Genomic DNA, 17,354 nt, shown 5'->3' on the forward strand with positions numbered 1-17,354 from the left:
CATGGCGCGGGTCGTCGTCGTCGGCAGCGGCATCGCCGGGCTGGTCGCCGCGCTGACGGCGCAGCGCCGCCACGAGGTGCTGCTCGTCACCAAGGGCGCGCTGGCGGAGTCGTCGACGCGCGCCGCGCAGGGCGGGATCGCCGCGGTCACGGCGCCGGGCGACTCCGTGGCGCTGCACGTGGAGGACACGCTCACCGCCGGTGCGGGCCTCGCCGTGCGCTCGGCGGTCGAGGTGCTCTGCGCCGAGGGGCCGGAGGCGGTCGCGGTGCTGCAGGAGTGGGGCGTCGGCTTCGACCGCGAGGGCGGCGAGCTGGCGCGGGGACTCGAGGGCGCCCACTCGCGTCCGCGGATCCTGCACGCCGGCGGCGACGCGACGGGCGCCGCGATCGAGGCCGCTCTCGTGGCGGCGGTGCGGGCCTCGTCCGTCGAGGTGCGCGAGCACGCCGCCCTGGTCGACCTCGTGCGGGAGGGCGGCTCGGTCACGGGCGCCGACGTCCTGCACGACGGCGTGCTCGAGCGCCTGGCGGCTGACGCGGTCGTGCTGGCCACCGGAGGCGCCGGGCAGCTCTACCGGCACACCACCAATCCGTCCGTCGCGACCGGGGACGGGCTCGCCGCCGCCCTGCGGGCGGGAGCGGAGACGGCGGACCTGGAGTTCTACCAGTTCCACCCGACCACGCTCGCGCTGCCGGGCGGCTTCCTCGTCTCGGAGGCGGTGCGCGGCGAGGGCGCGGTGCTGCGCGACGCCGCCGGCGAGCGGTTCCTGGCCGGGGTGCACCCCGAGGCCGAGCTGGCGCCGCGCGACGTCGTGGCGCGCGCGATCGCGGAGCGGATGCGGCTGCAGGGCGGACTGCCCGTGCACCTGGACGCCCGGGCGATCGACCCCGAGGTGCTGGCGAAGAGGTTCCCGACGATCTCGGCGGCCTGCCGCGAGAACGGGCTCTCGCTCGCCGACGACCTGCTGCCCGTGACTCCGGCCGCGCACTACTGGATGGGCGGGATCGCGACCGACCTGGACGGGCGCACCAGCCTCCCCGGGCTGCTCGCGGTCGGCGAGGTCGCCCGCACCGGCGTCCACGGCGCGAACCGCCTCGCCTCCAACAGCCTGCTCGAGGGCGTCGTGTTCGCGCGTCGCGCGGCGCTCGCCCTCGACTCCCTCTCCTGGAGCGGCGGCCCGGTCGCCCCTCCCCGCGCCGTCGTCCCGATGACGCTCGACCGCACCGCTCTCCAGGACGCGATGTGGGCGGGAGCCGGCCTCTCCCGGGACGCGGCGGGGCTCACAGCGGCGCGCGACGCGCTCGTCGCCTCCGCCTCGCCCGCTCCGCTCGGACTGAGGACGCTCGAGGACGCGAACCTGCTGATCTGCGCCCTCGCTCTCATCGACGCCGCGCTCGCGCGCACGCACTCCGTCGGCGCCCACCACCGCACCGACTCCCCCGACCCCGCGACGGCGAGCGCCGCCGCCCCCACCAGAGAGGCGGCCCTTCCGTGCTGACCCGCCAGAGCATCGACCGCGTCGTCACCCTCGCCCTCGAGGAGGACGCGCCCTGGGGCGACCTGACCTCCGACACCCTCCTCCCCGCGGACGCCACCGCGAGCGCAGCCCTCGTGGCCCGCGAGCCCGGCGTCCTCAGCGGCGGCGCCGTCCTCGTCGGCACGATGCGGCAGGCCGACTCCCGGATCCGCTGCTCGGTGCTCGTGGAGGACGGCGCGGTCTTCGAGGCCGGGCAGACCCTCGCCCGGATCGAGGGCCCCGCGGGCGGCGTGCTCCGCGGCGAGCGCGTCGCGCTCAACCTCGTGCAGCGGATGAGCGGCATCGCCACCCTGACGGCGCAGTACGTCGCCGCGGTGGAGGGGACGCGCGCCCGCATCGTCGACACCCGCAAGACCACGCCGGGCCTGCGCGCGCTCGAGAGGCACGCCGTCCGCAGCGGCGGCGGCCGCAACCACCGCTTCTCGCTCTCGGACGCGGTGCTGGCGAAGGACAACCACCTCGCGGTGCTCGCCGCGCGCGGGATCGACCTGACCGCGGCCCTGCGGGCGGCGCGCGCCTCGATCCCGCACACGGCGCACCTCGAGGTCGAGGTCGACCGGCTCGACCAGATCGAGCCCGCGCTGGCGGGAGGCGCGGACACGATCATGCTCGACAACTTCACCCCCGAGCTGCTCCGCCAGGGCGTCGCCCTCATCGGCGGGCGGGCCGTGGTCGAGGCGAGCGGCGGCGTCGACCTCACGACCGTGCGCGCGATCGCGGAGGCGGGAGTCGACGTGATCTCCGTCGGCGCGCTCACCCACAGCGTCCGCTCGCTCGACCTCGGCCTGGACATCGCGGTCGAGTGATCTACCTCGACCACGCCGCGACCTCGCCCGTGCGCCGCGAGGTGCTGGAGGCCATGTGGCCGTTCCTCACCGCGGAGTACGGCAACCCGTCGAGCAGCCACTCGCTCGGCGACGCCGCGGCGCGCGCGCTCGAGGCGGCGCGCGCTCACGTGGCCCGCTTCCTCGGCGGCCGCGCCTCCGAGACGCTCTTCACCTCCGGCGGCACGGAGTCGATCAACACGGCGGTCAAGGGCCTCGCGCTGGGATCGCCGCGCGGACGGCACCTGGTGATCTCGGCGCTCGAGCACGAGGCGACCGTCGAGTCGGCCGACCACCTCCGGCGCCTGCACGGCTTCGAGGTGTCGACGGCCCCCGTCGACGCGACCGGCCTGCTCGACCTCGACGCGCTCGCCGCGCTGGTCCGGCCGGACACCGCGCTGGTCTCGGTGCTCGCGGCGAGCAACGAGATCGGGACGGTGCAGGACGTTCCGGCGATCGCGGCGCTCTGCCGATCGCGGGGCGTGCCGCTGCACGTGGACGCCGTCCAGGCCGCCGGCTGGCTGGACGTCGCGGGCTGGGGCGCCGACGCGGTCTCGGTCTCGGGGCACAAGCTCGGGGCGCCGAAGGGCGTGGGGGCGCTGCTGCTGCGCAGCCGGCTCCCGTTCGAGCCCCTGCTGCACGGCGGCGGCCAGGAGCGGGAGCGGCGCTCGGGCACCGAGAACGTGGCCTTCGCGGTCGCGCTCGGCACCGCGGTGCGCCTGCTCGATCCGGACCGCGCGGCGCGGGTCGGAGCGGTCCGGGACGCGTTCGCCGAGCGGGTCGCGGCCCTGGCGCCCCGGGCCGTGCCGCTGGGCTCCGCGGCGCACCGGCTCCCCTCGATCGCCGCGTACGCCGTCCCCGGGCGCAGCGGCGAGTCGACGCTCCTCGAGCTGGAGGAGCGCGGCGTCGTCGTCTCGAGCGGCTCGGCGTGCGCCGCCGGGCGCGACGAGCCCTCGCCCGCGCTGCTGGCCCTCGGCCTCGACCCCGACGTCGCCCGGACCGCCGTGCGGTTCAGCTTCGGCGAGGGCGCCACGCTCGAGGAGGCCGAGGGCGCGTCCTCCGCGCTCTCCGCGGTCCTCGCCTGAGACCTCTCGCAGCGGATCCCCGTCGATCGGGAATGTCCGGGGTGTCCGCCTCTGTTCTCCCTCCGTACCCCGCATCCGCGCCCGCGAGTCGAGCCGTCGATGCGCCCCTCACACCGATCCCCCTCACGACCGGAGAACACCTGTGACCGAGCGCAGCACCCTTCCCGCCGCGCGGCCCGCCGCACCCGCCGCCGCCACGACCCTCGAGCCGCGCAGCCGCCTGGTCATCAGCCTCCTGCTGGTGTCGGCGTTCGTCGTGATCCTCAACGAGACGATCATGAGCGTGGCACTGCCCGACCTCATGCGCGACTTCGACGTCGAGGCGCACGTGGGCCAGTGGCTCTCGACCGCCTTCATGCTCACGATGGCCGTCGTCATCCCGATCACGGGCTACCTGATCCAGCGGCTGCACACCCGCACGCTTTTCGCCGCCGCGATGATCCTCTTCAGCCTCGGCACGCTCACCGCCGCGCTCGCCCCGACCTTCGCGGTCCTCCTGGCGGCCCGCGTGGTGCAGGCCGGCGGCACGGCCATCATGATGCCGCTGCTGATGACGACCGTGATGACGCTGGTGCCCCCGGCGATCCGCGGCCTGATGATGGGCAACATCTCGATCGTCATCTCGGTGGCTCCGGCCGTCGGACCGACGATCTCGGGCGTCATCCTCAACTTCCTCGGCTGGCGCTGGATGTTCTGGATCGTGCTGCCGATCGCGATCGGCGCGCTGCTCCTGGGCCTGCGCAAGGTCGAGAACGTCACCGAGCCCCGCTCCATCCCGATCGACTCGCTCTCGGTCGTCCTCTCGGTCTTCGGCTTCGGCGGCCTCGTCTACGGCCTGTCGAGCCTCGGCGAGGGCGGAGCCGCGGTCGTCGCGCCGTGGATCCCGTTCGTCGTCGCGGGCCTCGGCCTCGCGGGCTTCATCGCGCGCCAGCTCCTGCTGCAGCGCACCGACCGGGCCCTGCTGGACCTCCGGACCTTCTCCTCCGCGAACTTCACCATCGTCATCGCGATGATGGCGGTCAGCATGTCGGCGCTCTTCGGCACGCTGATCCTGCTGCCCCTCTACACGCAGAACGTGCTGGGCCTCACTCCGCTGGAGACCGGGCTGCTCCTGCTCCCCGGCGGCCTGCTGATGGGCCTGCTCGCGCCGTTCGTCGGCCGCGGCTACGACCGCTTCGGCCCGCGCGTGCTGCTCGTGCCCGGCTCGATCGTCGTCGCCGGTGCACTGTGGGGGTACACCCTGCTCGCGGCGGACTCGTCGCCCTGGTTCGTCCTCTCGCTGCACGTCACCCTCAGCCTGGGCCTCGCCTTCGTCTTCACGCCGCTGTTCACCGCCGGCCTCGGCTCGGTGCGCCCCTCGCTGTACTCGCACGGCAGCGCGATCATCGGCACCGTGCAGCAGCTGGGCGGCGCGGCGGGCACGGCGCTGTTCGTCACCGTCCTCTCGATCCGGTCGGCGGAGCTCGCGCAGGGCGGAGCCGACGAGGTCGCCTCCTACGCCGGCGGCATCCACTCCGCGTTCCTGTGGGGCGCGTCGATCGCGACGGTCGCGATCGTGGCCGCGTTCTTCGTCCGCCGCCCGGCGGAGTCGGACGCGCCGCTCCCGATGGCGCACTGAGCCGGGGGGCCGACCCCGCCTGTTCACCTCCGCGTCACTCCGCCTCCCTACGGTGTCGCCCCGGCCGCCGCGCTCCCGATCGCGCGGCCGGGACGGAGACGAGACGTGACCGAGACGGCCGGCCCCCAGGACGTGCTCGACGCCGGAGCGGCCACCCCGCCTCCCCGCACGCTGGTCGACGTCCTCCGCGACACCGCGGAGCGCCACCCGGACGCCTCCGCGCTGGAGGACCCGGCCGGAGCGCTCAGCTACCGGGAGCTGCTGGCCCGCACGGTGCAGCTCGCGGGCGAGCTCACCACCGCAGGGGTCCGACGCGGCGACCGCGTCGGGATCCGCATGCCCAGCGGCTCCCGCGAGCTCTACCTCGCGATCCTGGCCGTCCTCGCCGCGGGAGCCGCGTACGTCCCGGTGGACGCGGACGACCCCGAGGAGCGGGCGCGCCTCGTCTTCGGCGAGGCCGCCGTCCGCGGCGTGATCACCGGCTCCGGCCGCTTCGAGCGCACCGGCGCCGACGAGCCGGCCGCACGCCTGTTCACCGCGAGCGCGCCGCACCCGAGCACGGCGTCGATCCCGCTGCTGCAGCCGCCCTCGCTCGAGGACGACGCCTGGATCATCTTCACCTCCGGCTCCACCGGAACCCCCAAGGGAGTGGCGGTCAGCCACCGCTCCGCCGCCGCCTTCGTCGACGCCGAGGCGCGCCTGTTCCTCCAGGCGGAGCCGCTCGGCCCCGGGGACCGGGTGCTGGCCGGTCTCTCGGTCGCGTTCGACGCGTCCTGCGAGGAGATGTGGCTCGCCTGGCGGCACGGCGCCTGCCTCGTCCCCGCTCCCCGCTCGCTGGTCCGCAGCGGCATGGACCTCGGCCCCTGGCTGACCACGCACGGCATCACCGTGGTCTCGACCGTGCCGACCCTCGCGGCGCTCTGGCCCGCGGAGTCGCTCGAGAACGTCCGCCTGCTGATCTTCGGCGGCGAGGCGTGCCCGCCGGAGCTCGGCGAGCGCCTGGCCGTCGAGGGCCGCGAGGTCTGGAACACCTACGGGCCGACCGAGGCCACCGTCGTCGCCTGCGCCGCGCCCCTCGGCGGGCCTCCCCCGGTGCGCATCGGGCTGCCGCTGGACGGCTGGCGGCTCGCCGTCGTGGACGCGGACGGACAGCGGGTCGGCGAGGGCGAGGTCGGCGAGCTGGTCATCGGCGGGGTCGGGCTCGCGCGCTACCTCGACCCGGTCAAGGACGCCGAGAAGTACGCGCCGGCACCGCTCCTGGGCTGGGAGCGGGCCTACCGCTCCGGCGACCTGGTGCGCTTCGAGAGCGCCGGCCTGATCTTCCAGGGGCGCGCGGACGACCAGGTGAAGCTCGGCGGTCGGCGGATCGAGCTCGGCGAGGTCGAGGCGGCGCTGCAGGCGCTCCCCGGAGTCTCGGGGGCGGCGGCCGCGGTCCGCACCACGGCGGCCGGCAACCAGGTCCTCGTCGGCTACCTGGCCCTCGCCGGCGGCCGGGAGCTCGACCGCGACGCGGCGCTCGCCCGCCTGCGTGAGGAGCTGCCCGCATCCCTCGTGCCGCTGCTGGCCGTGGTCGAGGAGCTGCCGACCCGCGTCTCCGGCAAGGTCGACCGCGCCGCACTCCCCTGGCCGCTCGCCGTGGGCACGACCGAGGACGCCTCACTCGACCCCGAGGAGGCGTGGCTCGCCGCCCTCTGGCGCGACGTGCTCGGCGTGCCGGTCGACGAGCGGGCGAACTTCTTCGACCTCGGCGGCGGCTCCCTCGCCGCCGCCCAGCTGGTCGCGCGGATCCGCGAGCGCGACCCCGAGTTCACGGTCGCCGACGTCTACGCCCACCCGCGTCTCGCGGCGATGGCCGCCGAGATCCAGAGCCGCTCGACCGGCACTGCGGAGGTGTCCGCTCACCGCATCGCGCCGGTCCCCCTCAGGATGCGCGTGCTGCAGACCCTCCTCGGCGCACCGCTGCTCGTGCTCGGCAGCGCCCGCTGGGTCACTGCGATCCTCACCGTCACCGCGGTGCTCGACCTGGTGCCGGGGTTCGGCTGGCTGCCCACCGCTCCGCTCGCCGCGCTGATCCCCGCGTTCGCGCTCTTCCTCACGCCGTTCGGGCGGATGGGGCTCACCGTCCTCGCCGCGCGCACCCTGCTGCGCGGGATCCGAGCCGGAGACCACCCGCGCGGCGGGAGCGTGCACCTCCGGCTCTGGCTGGCCGAGCAGATCGCGTTCCAGCTCAAGGCCGTGAGCCTCGCGGGCGCGCCCTGGGTCGCCTATTACGCCCGCGCGCTCGGCGCCCGCATCGCCGACGACGTCGACCTGCACTCCCTCCCTCCGCTGACCGGGATGCTCACGCTCGGGCGCGGCGCCGCGATCGAGCCGGAGGTCGACCTCTCCGGCTACTGGATCGACGGCGACGTCCTGCGCGTCGGTGCCGTCCGGGTCGGCGCCGGCAGCACGGTGGGCGCGCGCAGCACGCTCCTCCCCGGCGCCCGGATCGGCAAGCACGCGCAGATCGAGCCGGGATCGGCCGTCTTCGGGCGGGTGCCGGCCGGGCAGCGCTGGGGAGGATCCCCCGCCCAGCGGCTCGGCAGGGCGAACGCCGGGTTCCCCTCGGAGCGCCCGGCGCGCCGCCTGGGCTGGGTCTGGGCGTACGGAGCGTCCGCGGTCGGCCTCGCGGCGGTCCCGGTCCTCGCCCTCGCGGCCGGGCTCGCCGTCGTGGCCGCCGCCGTGCGCGGCTCGGCCGGCCTCGGCGCCGCGCTCGGGCCCGCTCTCGCCGCCCTCGTGCCCGCCGTCGCCGTCTCCGGAGTCGTCCTCGCCGCTCTCGTCGTCGTCCTGGTGCGCCTGCTCGGCCGGGGCGTCGAGCCGGGCACCCACCCTGTGCGCGGTCGGATCGGCTGGCAGGTCTGGTCGACGGAGCGGCTGCTCGACTCCGCGCGGGTCCTGCTCTTCCCGCTCTACTCGGGCCTGTTCACCCCGGTCTGGCTGCGGCTCCTCGGCGCGAAGGTCGGACGCGACGTCGAGGCCTCGACGGTGCTGCTCCTGCCCGCGATGACGACCATCCGCGACGGCGCGTTCCTCGCCGACGACACGCTCGTCGCCTCCTACGCGCTCGGCGGCGGCTGGATGCGGCTCGCCCGCGCCGAGATCGGCGAGCGCGCGTTCCTCGGCAACTCCGGCATGGCGGCTCCCGGTCACACCGTGCCCGCCGGCGGACTCGTCGCCGTCCTCTCCTCCGCGCCCCGGAAGTCGAAGGCGGGCTCGTCGTGGCTGGGCTCACCTCCCGTGCGGCTGCGGCGCACCGTCGTCGAGGCGGAGTCGGCGCGCACCTTCCGCCCGGCCCGCCGACTCCGCGCGGCCCGCATCGCGTGGGAGCTCGGCCGCTTCGTCCCGGTGGTCGTCTCGGTCGCGATCGGCCTCGGCGTGGTAGCCGGACTGCTCGCGCTGATCCAGACGCTCGGGGCGGTGCTCGCCGCGCTCGTGGGAGGTGTCGTGCTGCTGGCCGCCGGGGCGGTCGCCGCGGCCGTCTCCACCGCCGCGAAGTGGATCCTGATCCAGCGGGTCGAGCCGAGCGAGCAGCCGCTGTGGTCCTCGTTCGTCTGGCGGAGCGAGCTGGCCGACGCCTTCACCGAGATGGTCGCCGCGCCCTGGTTCGCCCACGCCGCCGCGGGCACTCCGGCGCTGGTCTGGTGGCTGCGGAGCCTCGGCGCCCGGATCGGACGCGGCGTCTGGTGCGAGAGCTACTGGCTCCCCGAGGCCGATCTGATCTCGCTCGGCGACGGAGCGACCGTGAACCGGGGCTGCGTCGTGCAGACGCACCTGTTCCATGATCGAATCATGAGCATGGATCTCGTGAGCCTCGACGCCGGCGCCACCCTGGGCCCGCACAGCGTGATCCTCCCCGCCGCGCGGATCGCCGAGCACGGCACGGTCGGCCCGGCCTCGCTCGTCATGCGGGGGGAGCTCGTGCCCGCGGGCAGCCGCTGGAGCGGCAACCCGATCGGCCCGTGGCGCGAGGTGCGCGTCGCCGACTACCACGCGCCCGTCGCGTGAGCCCTGCGCTGACCGGGCTCGAGACCGCCGGCGACCCCTACGTCCCCGGCATCGGGAACACCGGCTACCGCGTCGAGTCCTACGACCTCGACCTCGACTACCGCGTCGCCTCGAACCGCCTGGCCGGCCGGGCCGTGCTGCGGATCGTCGCGCTGCAGCCGCTCCGGCGGTTCTCCCTCGACCTCTCCCGGCTCCGCGTGGCCCGCGTCCGGATCGACGGACGCCGCGCCCGCCACGAGCAGGCGCCGCACAAGCTGCGGGTGTCCCCCGCCGAGCCGCTGGCCGCCGGCGAGAGCGTCGACGTCGAGATCGAGTACAGCGGCCACCCCGCCCCCCGCGCCACCCACTGGGGCGAGCTCGGCTGGGAGGAGCTGGAGGACGGGGTGCTCGTCGCCTCGCAGCCCTCCGGCTCCTCCACCTGGTTCCCCTGCAACGACGACGTCGCCGAGAAGGCTCCGTACCGCCTGCGCGTCACCGCCGAGGAGGGCTACGCCGTGCTCGCGAACGGGGTGCTCGTCGACTCGAGCGCCCGCTCCGGCCGCCGCACCTGGCTCTACGAGCAGCGCGAGCCCAGCGCCGCGTACCTCGCCTCGGTGCAGATCGGCCGCTACGCGATCGAGGAGCGCGTGCTCGCCGGCGTCGCGGTGACCCTCGCCCGCCCCGCCGCCCTGGCCGCTCGGGTCGCGCACGACTTCGCTCCGCTCGAGCGCATGCTCGCCCTGTTCACGCGGCTGTTCGGGCCCTACCCCTTCGCCCGCTACTGCGTCGTCGTCACGGCGGACGAGCTGGAGATCCCGCTCGAGGCGCAGGCGATGGCGGTGTTCGGCGCCAACCACGCCGACGGCCGCGGCGGCTCGGAGCGCCTCATCGCGCACGAGCTCGCGCACCAGTGGTTCGGCAACAGCGTGGGCATCGCCCGGTGGCGCCACATCTGGCTCAACGAGGGGTTCGCCTGCTACGCGGAGTGGCTGTGGTCGGAGGAGTCGGGCCGCGCCGCCGCCGACGCCTGCGCCCGCCGCCACCACGCGGTGCTGCGGGCTGCGGCGCAGGATCTCGTGCTCGCCGATCCGGGGCCGGTCGCGCTCTTCGACGACCGCGTCTACAAGCGCGGCGCGCTCACCCTGCACGCGCTGCGGCTCACCGTCGGCGACGGGCCCTTCCTCCGGCTGCTGCGGGAGTGGACGTCCCGCTACGCCTCCGCCGCCGTCACCGACGAGGAGTTCCGCGAGCTCTGCACCGAGGTCCTCGGCGAGGGCGTGGACGATCTGCTCGACGCCTGGCTCCTCGACGAGGAGCTGCCGCCGCTACCGTCCCGGCGCTGACACCAGCGAGTCCGCGAGCGCGTCGCCGTGCTCGCGCCGCCAGCCGATGATGGGCCCGGCGCCCGCGTCCCCCATCGGCCCGAGGGCGACGCTGACCCGCAGCGCGGGGTCCAGCTGCGGCTCGGCCAGCCGGAAGCGGACGCCGTCGATCCGCGCCTCCGCCGCGTGGTGCGACTCGTGCACGTGCACCCGGCGCGGGTCGAGCTCGAGCCCGCGGCCGTCCGCCTTCAGCGCGGCCTCGATCCGGGTCCAGTGCAGGACGGGGTCGGCGGGGCGCATCCCGCCCGTGGCGAAGGGCGCCCCGGCGATGCGCGTGATCCGCTCCCCGCGCTCGGGCGTGCCCAGCGTCGGCTCCACATCGACGCCGACCGCACCGGCGCTGCTCGCCGCGACCACGACGGCGCCCGCGCAGTGCGCGATGCTCACCGACAGCAGCTCGAGCGCGATCCCGCGTCCCTCCAGCCGCGGCCGGCCGTGCGCGCCCCCGCAGCGCGGGCAGCACGCGACGACCCGGACCTCCGACGCGCGCGTCCCCGTGAGCTCGGCCGCGAGCATCCGCAGGAGCACCCGCCCGAAGACGAAGCGCTCGGCCGCCGACGCGGCGACCGAGCCGGCGTAGCGCTCGCGCTCCTCGTCGCTCAGCAGCGGCAGCAGCCGCTCGGCGTCCAGCGTCTGCTCGTCGAGCGCCAGCCAGCGCAGGTGCACCCCCGGCAGCTCCGCGCCGATCCCCGACTCCCCCATGTCCGTCCCCCGATCAGCTCGTCGCGGCGTGCTCGCCGCGCTCGTACACGTCCGCGGCCGATCCGACGATCAGCGGGTCCGGACCCAGCGGGCCCACGACCTCCTCGTCGCGTCCGTCGTAGTCGTAGAGGCTCAGGACGTAGCGCATGGCCTCGAGCCGGGCGCGCTTCTTGTCGTTGCTCTTCACGATGGTCCAGGGAGCGTCGGCGGTGTCGGTCGCCGCCATCATCGCCTCCTTGGCCGCGGTGTAGTCGCCCCACTTGTCGAGCGAGGCGAGGTCCATCGGCGAGAGCTTCCACTGGCGCACGGGGTCGATCATGCGGATCGTGAACCGGGTGCGCTGCTCCTCCGCCGAGACCGAGAACCACAGCTTCACCAGGTCGATGCCGTCGCCGACGAGCATCCGCTCGAACAGCGGCGTCTGGCGGATGAACTCGTCGTACTGCGCCGGCGTGCAGAAGCCCATCACGCGCTCCACGCCGGCCCGGTTGTACCAGGAGCGGTCGAAGAGGACGATCTCGCCGGCGGCCGGCAGGTGCGAGACGTAGCGCTGGAAGTACCACTGACCGGCCTCGCGCTCGGTCGGCTTCTCGAGCGCGACCACGCGGGCTCCGCGCGGGTTGAGGTGCTCGGTGAAGCGCTTGATGGTGCCGCCCTTGCCCGCGGCGTCGCGCCCCTCGAACACGACCACGAGTCGGCGCCCGTGCTTCTTGATCCAGTTCTGCAGCTTCAGCAGCTCGATCTGGAGGAGGCGCTTGCCCGCCTCGTACTCCTCGCGCGACATCCGCTCGTCGTAGGGGTAGCCCTCGCGCCAGGTGTCGATCTGCGTGCCGTCGCGGCGCAGGAGCACCGGATCGTCGTCGTCCTCGTCCAGCACGACGAGGTCCCGCGCGTCGGCGGGTGTGAGCGTGCGGAGCAGCTCGGGAGTGGGACGGAGGGCGTCATCGGCGGTGTCGGGCACGGAGGGACGCTAGTGCGCCCGTGCGACGCTCCGGTGAACGGCGGGTATCCCCGCGTCTGCGGGGAGGACGGTCGGACGGGCTGCCGCGCCGATCGCGGACCCGGCCGCCGGACGCGCAGGCTGACCACGACGGCTGTACGCGACCGAGGCTGCAGTGCTCGATCCGGTGCGTTCCCGCGAGGATCGACCGGCTCCGCCTCGTCTCGGGACGGCGTCAGCCGGTGAACGCCGCAGGAGGCAGGTCGGTCTCGCCGCCCTCGACCGCGTCGAGCAGCCGGTCGACCACGTCCTGCGGCGCCAGACCCGCGCCGAAGCGGGGCGCGTCTCCCGCGAGAGGGTGCCGGGACAGCTCGGTCTCGGTGTGGCCGGGGCGCGCGTCGAGCAGGAGGACGCCCGCCCGCTTGTACTCGCGGGCCGAGGCCTTCACGAAGGAGTGCAGTGCCGCCTTCGAGGCGGAGTACGCGGCGAGGCCCGCGGTCGGAGCCTCCGCCACCACGCCGCTGATGGTCAGCGCGAACGGCTCGCGCCCCTCGCCCGCCGACGCGACGAGCGACGGCAGCGCGGCGGTCAGCACCCGGATCGGCGCCAGCGCGTTCACCTCGACGAGCTCCTCCAGAACGGCCGGATCGAGCTCGGCGGAGGGCCCGAAGGCCACGACGCCCGCGGCCACGACGACGCCGTCGAGGCGCCCGTGCCGCTCGAGCACCTCGGCGACCACGCGCCGGGGCTCGTCCTCCCCGCGCAGGTCGGCGACCAGGGGCGCCTCGCCGAGCGCCGCGGAGTCGCGCCCCGAGCGCACCGCGACGGCACCGCGCGCCTCCAGCGAATCGGCCAGGAGGCGGCCGAGGCCGCCCGAGGCTCCGAGGACGAGGACGACGGCACCGTCGAGACGAGTCATGTGGCGAGCCTAGACGGGTGCGCTGTCGCGGATCGGCACTACCGTCCGAGCGACCGGGCCCCTACCGTGAGGCCCATGACACGACTGCAGAGCCGTGCCGTGCTGCAGCGCCTGCTCGAGGTCCTCGAGGATCCCGCCCCCGTCACCATCGGCCACGCGCGTCACGTCCGGATGCTCGTCCGCGAGGCTCTGGAGTGGATCGCCGGCCCTCGGGCGCAGGAGTCCGGTGCGTGGAGCGGCCCCGCTTCGGGAGAGCCCGCGGCCGCGCTCGCCCCCGAGGATCCCGCCGCCACGGACCCGGGTCTCTGACGCTCCCGCCCTCCTCGTAGACTCGTTCGCCGGAGGAACGGGGGGTCGATGGACGAGGGTGCGCCGGCGGGCTGGTACCGCGACGAGGCCGATGCGGCCGAGATGCTTTGGTGGGACGGCAGGCGGTTCACCGGGGCGCGCCGCTCCGCGCAGGACAGTGCCGCGGTGGTGCGGGACGCACCCGTCACCCCCGTCACGGAGCGCGTCGACTACCGGCTCCCGAACGCCGACGGCGCCCCGAGCGTCGACGCCCTCGCCGAGGCCGAGCGGATCGAGGAGATCGCCGATCTGATCGGCCGCACGCTCGAGCAGGGCGAGATCGACGAGCGGACCCTCGAGGTCGACCTGATCCCCGAGCCCGACCACCCCACCGGCCTCGACGCCGTCTCGGTCCGGGCCGGCGGCCGCGTCCTCGGCTACTTGCCGAACGCCTCCGCCCACCGGGCCGCTCTCGACCGGGTCGTGGCGAGCGGAGCCGTCCCGGTCACGACCGCGCGCCTCCGGGTCGAGCGCGGCGAGGAGGGCCTGCGGGCCGTCCTCCGCGTCGCCCTGGTCGCCCCCGAGCTGCTCGTGCCGCTCAACGAGCCGCCCGTCGAGCGCCACTCGATCCTCCCCTGGTCGCGGGGCCTGCCGGTCCTGCGCGAGGACGAGCACTTCGCCCGCCTCTCGACGGTCGTTCCGGCGAGCGGCCGCGGCCTGCTGCTGGTGACCCTGCACCCGGCCGGCGACCTCGTCGAGCTCCGTCTCGACGGCGAGCGGGTGGGCGAGCTCTCCCCGACCCTCTCGGCGGATTTCGCCCCGACCCTCCGCCACCTCGCGAGCCTCGGCCTCGCCGCCGCCGCCTACGCCTCCCTCCGCGGATCCCCGCTGAAGGTCGAGCTCACACTGCAGGCCGCGAAGGCCGCGGAGCTGCCCGCCGAGTGGGTCGACGGCCGTCCGGTCACTCTCCCCCGACTCCTCCCGCCGGCCCGGACCTACACCCTCCCGCCCTCGTACACGGCGCCGCTGCGTCCCACTCCCCGCAGCTCGGAGGCGGTCTCCCGCTCGGTCCGCCGGACCGTCGCCTGGGTGGTCGTCGGCATCTGCACCCTCGTCGGGCTGACGAGCTGGCTGATCGGGGACGTGCTGAACTGACGGGGCGGGGCGGACGTCCGGGGATGTGACCGGCCTCGTGTCGGACTCCCGGGGTCGGCGATCCCGCACCTCCGCGCAGAAGCGCCCGGCTCGCGGATCCGGGGATCCGAGCGAACCGGGCGCCTCGAGCCGAGCGCGGCCGTCCTACACGTTGAAGCGGAACTCCACGACGTCGCCGTCCTGCATGACGTAGTCCTTGCCCTCGATGCGGGCCTTGCCCTTCGCGCGGGCCTCGGCGATCGAGCCGGTCTCGACGAGGTCGTCGAACGAGATGATCTCGGCCTTGATGAAGCCCTTCTGGAAGTCGGTGTGGATGACACCGGCGGCCTGGGGCGCGGTCCAGCCCTTACCGATGGTCCAGGCGCGCGTCTCCTTCGGGCCGGCCGTGAGGTACGTCTGCAGGCCCAGGGTGTCGAAGCCGATCGTCGCGAGCTGATTGAGGCCGGACTCCGTCTGGCCGGTCGACTCGAGCATCTCGGCGGCGTCGGCCTCGTCGAGGTCGATCAGCTCGGACTCGATCTTCGCGTCGAGGAAGATCGCCTTCGCCGGCGCGACCAGGGCCGCGAGCTCGGCCTTCCGGGCGTCGTCGGTCAGCACGGCCTCGTCGACGTTGAAGACGTAGATGAACGGCTTGGCGGTCAGCAGGCCCAGCTCGCGGATCGGCTCCAGATCGATCGAGGAGGCCGACAGCGGCTTGCCCTGGTCGAGGAACTCGCGCGCCTTCTTCGCGGTCTCGACCACGATCGGCTCGATCTTCCTCCCCTTGAGCTCCTTCTCGTAGCGGGCCTCGGCCTTCTCGAGGGTCTGGAGATCGGCGAGGACCAGCTCGGTGTTGATCGTCTCCATGTCGCTGGCGGCGTCGACCTTGCCGTCGACGTGGACGACGTCGGAGTCCTCGAAGCCGCGGATGACCTGCGCGATCGCGTCGGCCTCGCGGATGTTCGCGAGGAACTTGTTGCCCAGGCCCTCGCCCTCGGACGCGCCGCGCACGATGCCGGCGATGTCGACGAAGGAGACGGGCGCCGGGAGGATGCGCTCGGAGCCGAAGATCCCGGCGAGCACCTCGAGGCGGGAGTCGGGCAGGTTCACCACACCCACGTTCGGCTCGATCGTCGCGAACGGGTAGTTCGCCGCGAGCACCGTGTTCTTGGTCAGTGCGTTGAAGAGCGTCGACTTGCCGACGTTGGGGAGACCGACGATTGCGATAGTGAGAGCCACGGGCATCCATCCTACGGCGTGACGGCGGAAGGGCCGGGCTGGCGGGCGCGGAGGAACGGGAGCCGCCCGGCCCGCGGCCGGCGGGTGCTCCCGGCCGCTCGGGGCGACGCGCGCGCGACGCTCCCGGCGGCGTCGGAGGTGCGTGAGAGGCTGGAGCGTGCCCATCGACTTCACCGCCATCGACTTCGAGACCGCCAACTCGCACGGAGCCTCCGCCTGCTCCGTCGGGCTCGTGAAGGTCCGCGACGGCCGCGTCGTCGACCGCGCCGGCTGGCTCATCCGCCCGCCGCTGGGGTACGACGACTTCCTCGAGTGGAACACGCGGATCCACGGCATCCGCAAGCACGACGTGCACGCCGCCGCCTCCTGGGTCGACCAGTTCGCCGACCTGGCGGCCTTCGCCGGCGAGGACGTGTTCGTCGCGCACAACGCCGGCTTCGACATGGGCGTCATCCGCGCAGCCTGCGCGGCGACCTCCCTCGAGCACCCCGAGTACGACTACCTCTGCTCGCTGCAGCTCGCCCGCAAGACGTACGAGCTCGACTCCTACCGCCTCCCCGTCGTCGCCATGGCCGCGGGCTTCGAGGACTTCCGCCACCACGACGCGTCGGCCGACGCCGAGGCGTGCGCCGCGATCGTCGTGCACGCGGCCCGGCGGCACGGCGCCGCGAGCATGGCCGAGCTCGGCGAGCTGGCCGGCGTCTCCGTGAAGCGCCTGCGCCCGAAGGCCCCCGTCGCCGCCTGACGTCCGTCATGCCGAGCCGGCTCGAGACGATCGGCTCAGCCGCGGGGGTCGCCGAACCAGGTGCTGAAGATGCGCCAGAAGTTCCGGTTCCCGTAGGCCGAGCAGTCGTCGCCCTCGCCGTAGAGGTTCGCGAGCGCCGCCGCGTTCGGCTGGTACGGCGTGTAGTAGTAGAGACCCGCCGTGGCCGCGTTGGCGATGGTCACCGGGGCGGTGCCGCAGGACTCGTCCGGGGAGTAGCGGACGTCGCTGGCCGCGCCGACCGGGTACCAGTCGAAGCTCGAGTCCGGATTCCGGTAGCGCTGGAACTGCCACGCCGCTCCGTACACCTGCGCGGCGAAGCCGTAGGAGTCCGTGTCGCAGTCCGCGGTGTCCGGGCAGCCGTAGCCCGTGGCGCTGCGGAACTGCCGCTCGCTCGGCTCCGGATCGGTCACGAGCGACTGCTCCTTCTGCAGCAGCACCAGGAGGACGGCCGGATTCACGTCGCACGCGCCGGCGACCGAGGTGATGATCTCCGCGGCCGGGACGTCGCGTCCGGCGGGCAGCGCATCGCACTGCTCGTCGGCCGTGATCGCCGCGGTGTCCTCGGCGTAGTCGCGCAGGCACGGCACCGGCCCGCCCGCGCAGTCGGGGACGCGGGCGTCGAGGAACGCCTGCACCGTGAGCGGTCCGAGCGCGTCGCCGGCGAAGAAGACCTCGTCGGAGATCAGGTCGCCCGGGTCGAAGTCGGCCGCGACGGGGCCCGGCTGGAGGAAGGTCCACAGCCGGACGGTCTGCGGCTCGGACGGCACCGCGGCGAGGCGCGTGCCGTCGACGGAGCCTCCCAGCAGGAGCGCCACCAGCGCCCCGACGACGACGACCGCACCGCCCCGCCGGCGTCGGACGCCGGTCGGGGACGGTGCGGTCGGGGTCATCCCTCCACGC

At 74.6% G+C, this 17,354-nt stretch carries 14 protein-coding genes; 9 read left to right on the forward strand and 5 right to left on the reverse strand.

Going from position 1 to position 17,354, the window contains the following annotated elements; all coding sequences use genetic code 11:
• Position 1 precedes the first annotated feature (1 nt).
• From nadB to C5C95_RS04635, 6 genes are all read left to right on the forward strand, one after another.
• The gene (nadB, locus tag C5C95_RS04610) at positions 2–1,495 is read left to right on the forward strand and encodes an L-aspartate oxidase (RefSeq protein WP_104323907.1); all 1,494 of its coding nucleotides are present in this window, start codon (positions 2–4) and stop codon (positions 1,493–1,495) included.
• Positions 1,489–2,340, forward strand: a complete 852-nt coding sequence (gene nadC, locus C5C95_RS04615) for a carboxylating nicotinate-nucleotide diphosphorylase (RefSeq protein ID WP_104323908.1) — start codon at positions 1,489–1,491, stop codon at positions 2,338–2,340. The genes nadB and nadC overlap by 7 nt, the downstream gene beginning before the upstream one ends.
• Positions 2,337–3,443 (forward strand): cysteine desulfurase family protein, encoded by a 1,107-nt coding sequence (locus tag C5C95_RS04620; RefSeq protein ID WP_104323909.1) that lies wholly within the window; start codon positions 2,337–2,339, stop codon positions 3,441–3,443. Before nadC ends, C5C95_RS04620 begins: the two co-directional genes overlap by 4 nt.
• Positions 3,444–3,585: 142 nt before the next feature.
• Entirely contained in the window at positions 3,586–5,061 is a 1,476-nt protein-coding gene (locus C5C95_RS04625) for a DHA2 family efflux MFS transporter permease subunit (protein WP_104323910.1), read from the forward strand.
• 105 nt (positions 5,062–5,166) lie between these two features.
• On the forward strand, positions 5,167–9,105 hold the full coding sequence (locus C5C95_RS04630; protein WP_258072620.1) for a Pls/PosA family non-ribosomal peptide synthetase: 3,939 nt from the start codon (positions 5,167–5,169) through the stop codon (positions 9,103–9,105).
• A complete protein-coding gene (locus C5C95_RS04635; protein WP_258072621.1) occupies positions 9,102–10,427 on the forward strand; it encodes a M1 family metallopeptidase in 1,326 nt (441 codons plus the stop codon). Before C5C95_RS04630 ends, C5C95_RS04635 begins: the two co-directional genes overlap by 4 nt.
• On the opposite strand, the gene C5C95_RS04640 is transcribed toward C5C95_RS04635, so the two are convergent.
• The 3 genes from C5C95_RS04640 to C5C95_RS04650 all read right to left on the reverse strand — a co-directional run bounded on the left by C5C95_RS04640 (position 10,410) and on the right by C5C95_RS04650 (position 13,027).
• Positions 10,410–11,168: a 4'-phosphopantetheinyl transferase superfamily protein gene (locus C5C95_RS04640; RefSeq protein WP_104323912.1), complete on the reverse strand. Its 759-nt coding sequence runs from the start codon at positions 11,166–11,168 to the stop codon at positions 10,410–10,412. The two genes, C5C95_RS04635 and C5C95_RS04640, sit on opposite strands and share 18 nt — an antisense overlap.
• Positions 11,169–11,181: 13 nt before the next feature.
• Complete coding sequence (ppk2, locus tag C5C95_RS04645; RefSeq protein ID WP_244229668.1) at positions 11,182–12,042, reverse strand: polyphosphate kinase 2; 861 nt, start codon at positions 12,040–12,042, stop codon at positions 11,182–11,184.
• A 301-nt stretch (positions 12,043–12,343) separates the two neighbouring features.
• Complete coding sequence (locus C5C95_RS04650) at positions 12,344–13,027, reverse strand: SDR family oxidoreductase (RefSeq protein ID WP_104222961.1); 684 nt, start codon at positions 13,025–13,027, stop codon at positions 12,344–12,346.
• 75 nt (positions 13,028–13,102) lie between these two features.
• Here C5C95_RS04650 and C5C95_RS04655 point away from each other — a divergent pair, with 75 nt between their 5' ends.
• Both C5C95_RS04655 and C5C95_RS04660 read left to right on the forward strand, forming a co-directional pair.
• Entirely contained in the window at positions 13,103–13,336 is a 234-nt protein-coding gene (locus C5C95_RS04655; RefSeq protein ID WP_104345335.1) for a hypothetical protein, read from the forward strand.
• A 48-nt stretch (positions 13,337–13,384) separates the two neighbouring features.
• On the forward strand, positions 13,385–14,470 hold the full coding sequence (locus C5C95_RS04660; RefSeq protein WP_104323913.1) for a DUF2510 domain-containing protein: 1,086 nt from the start codon (positions 13,385–13,387) through the stop codon (positions 14,468–14,470).
• A gap of 144 nt (positions 14,471–14,614) precedes the next feature.
• Here the strand turns inward: C5C95_RS04660 and ychF are convergent, their stop codons facing one another.
• Positions 14,615–15,688 carry a redox-regulated ATPase YchF gene (gene ychF / locus C5C95_RS04665; protein WP_104222958.1) on the reverse strand — a complete coding sequence of 358 codons (1,074 nt, stop codon included), beginning with the start codon at positions 15,686–15,688 and terminating at the stop codon, positions 14,615–14,617.
• Between the two features lie 157 nt (positions 15,689–15,845).
• Between ychF and C5C95_RS04670 the strand changes: the two genes are divergently transcribed.
• A complete protein-coding gene (locus tag C5C95_RS04670; RefSeq protein ID WP_104224410.1) occupies positions 15,846–16,433 on the forward strand; it encodes an exonuclease domain-containing protein in 588 nt (195 codons plus the stop codon).
• A 35-nt stretch (positions 16,434–16,468) separates the two neighbouring features.
• Here the strand turns inward: C5C95_RS04670 and C5C95_RS04675 are convergent, their stop codons facing one another.
• The gene (locus tag C5C95_RS04675) at positions 16,469–17,344 is read right to left on the reverse strand and encodes a hemagglutinin (protein ID WP_104323914.1); all 876 of its coding nucleotides are present in this window, start codon (positions 17,342–17,344) and stop codon (positions 16,469–16,471) included.
• Between the last annotated feature and the right edge of the window lie 10 nt (positions 17,345–17,354).

Source organism: Rathayibacter sp. AY1B7, from assembly GCF_002932735.1.
In the GTDB taxonomy this organism is placed as follows: domain Bacteria; phylum Actinomycetota; class Actinomycetes; order Actinomycetales; family Microbacteriaceae; genus Rathayibacter.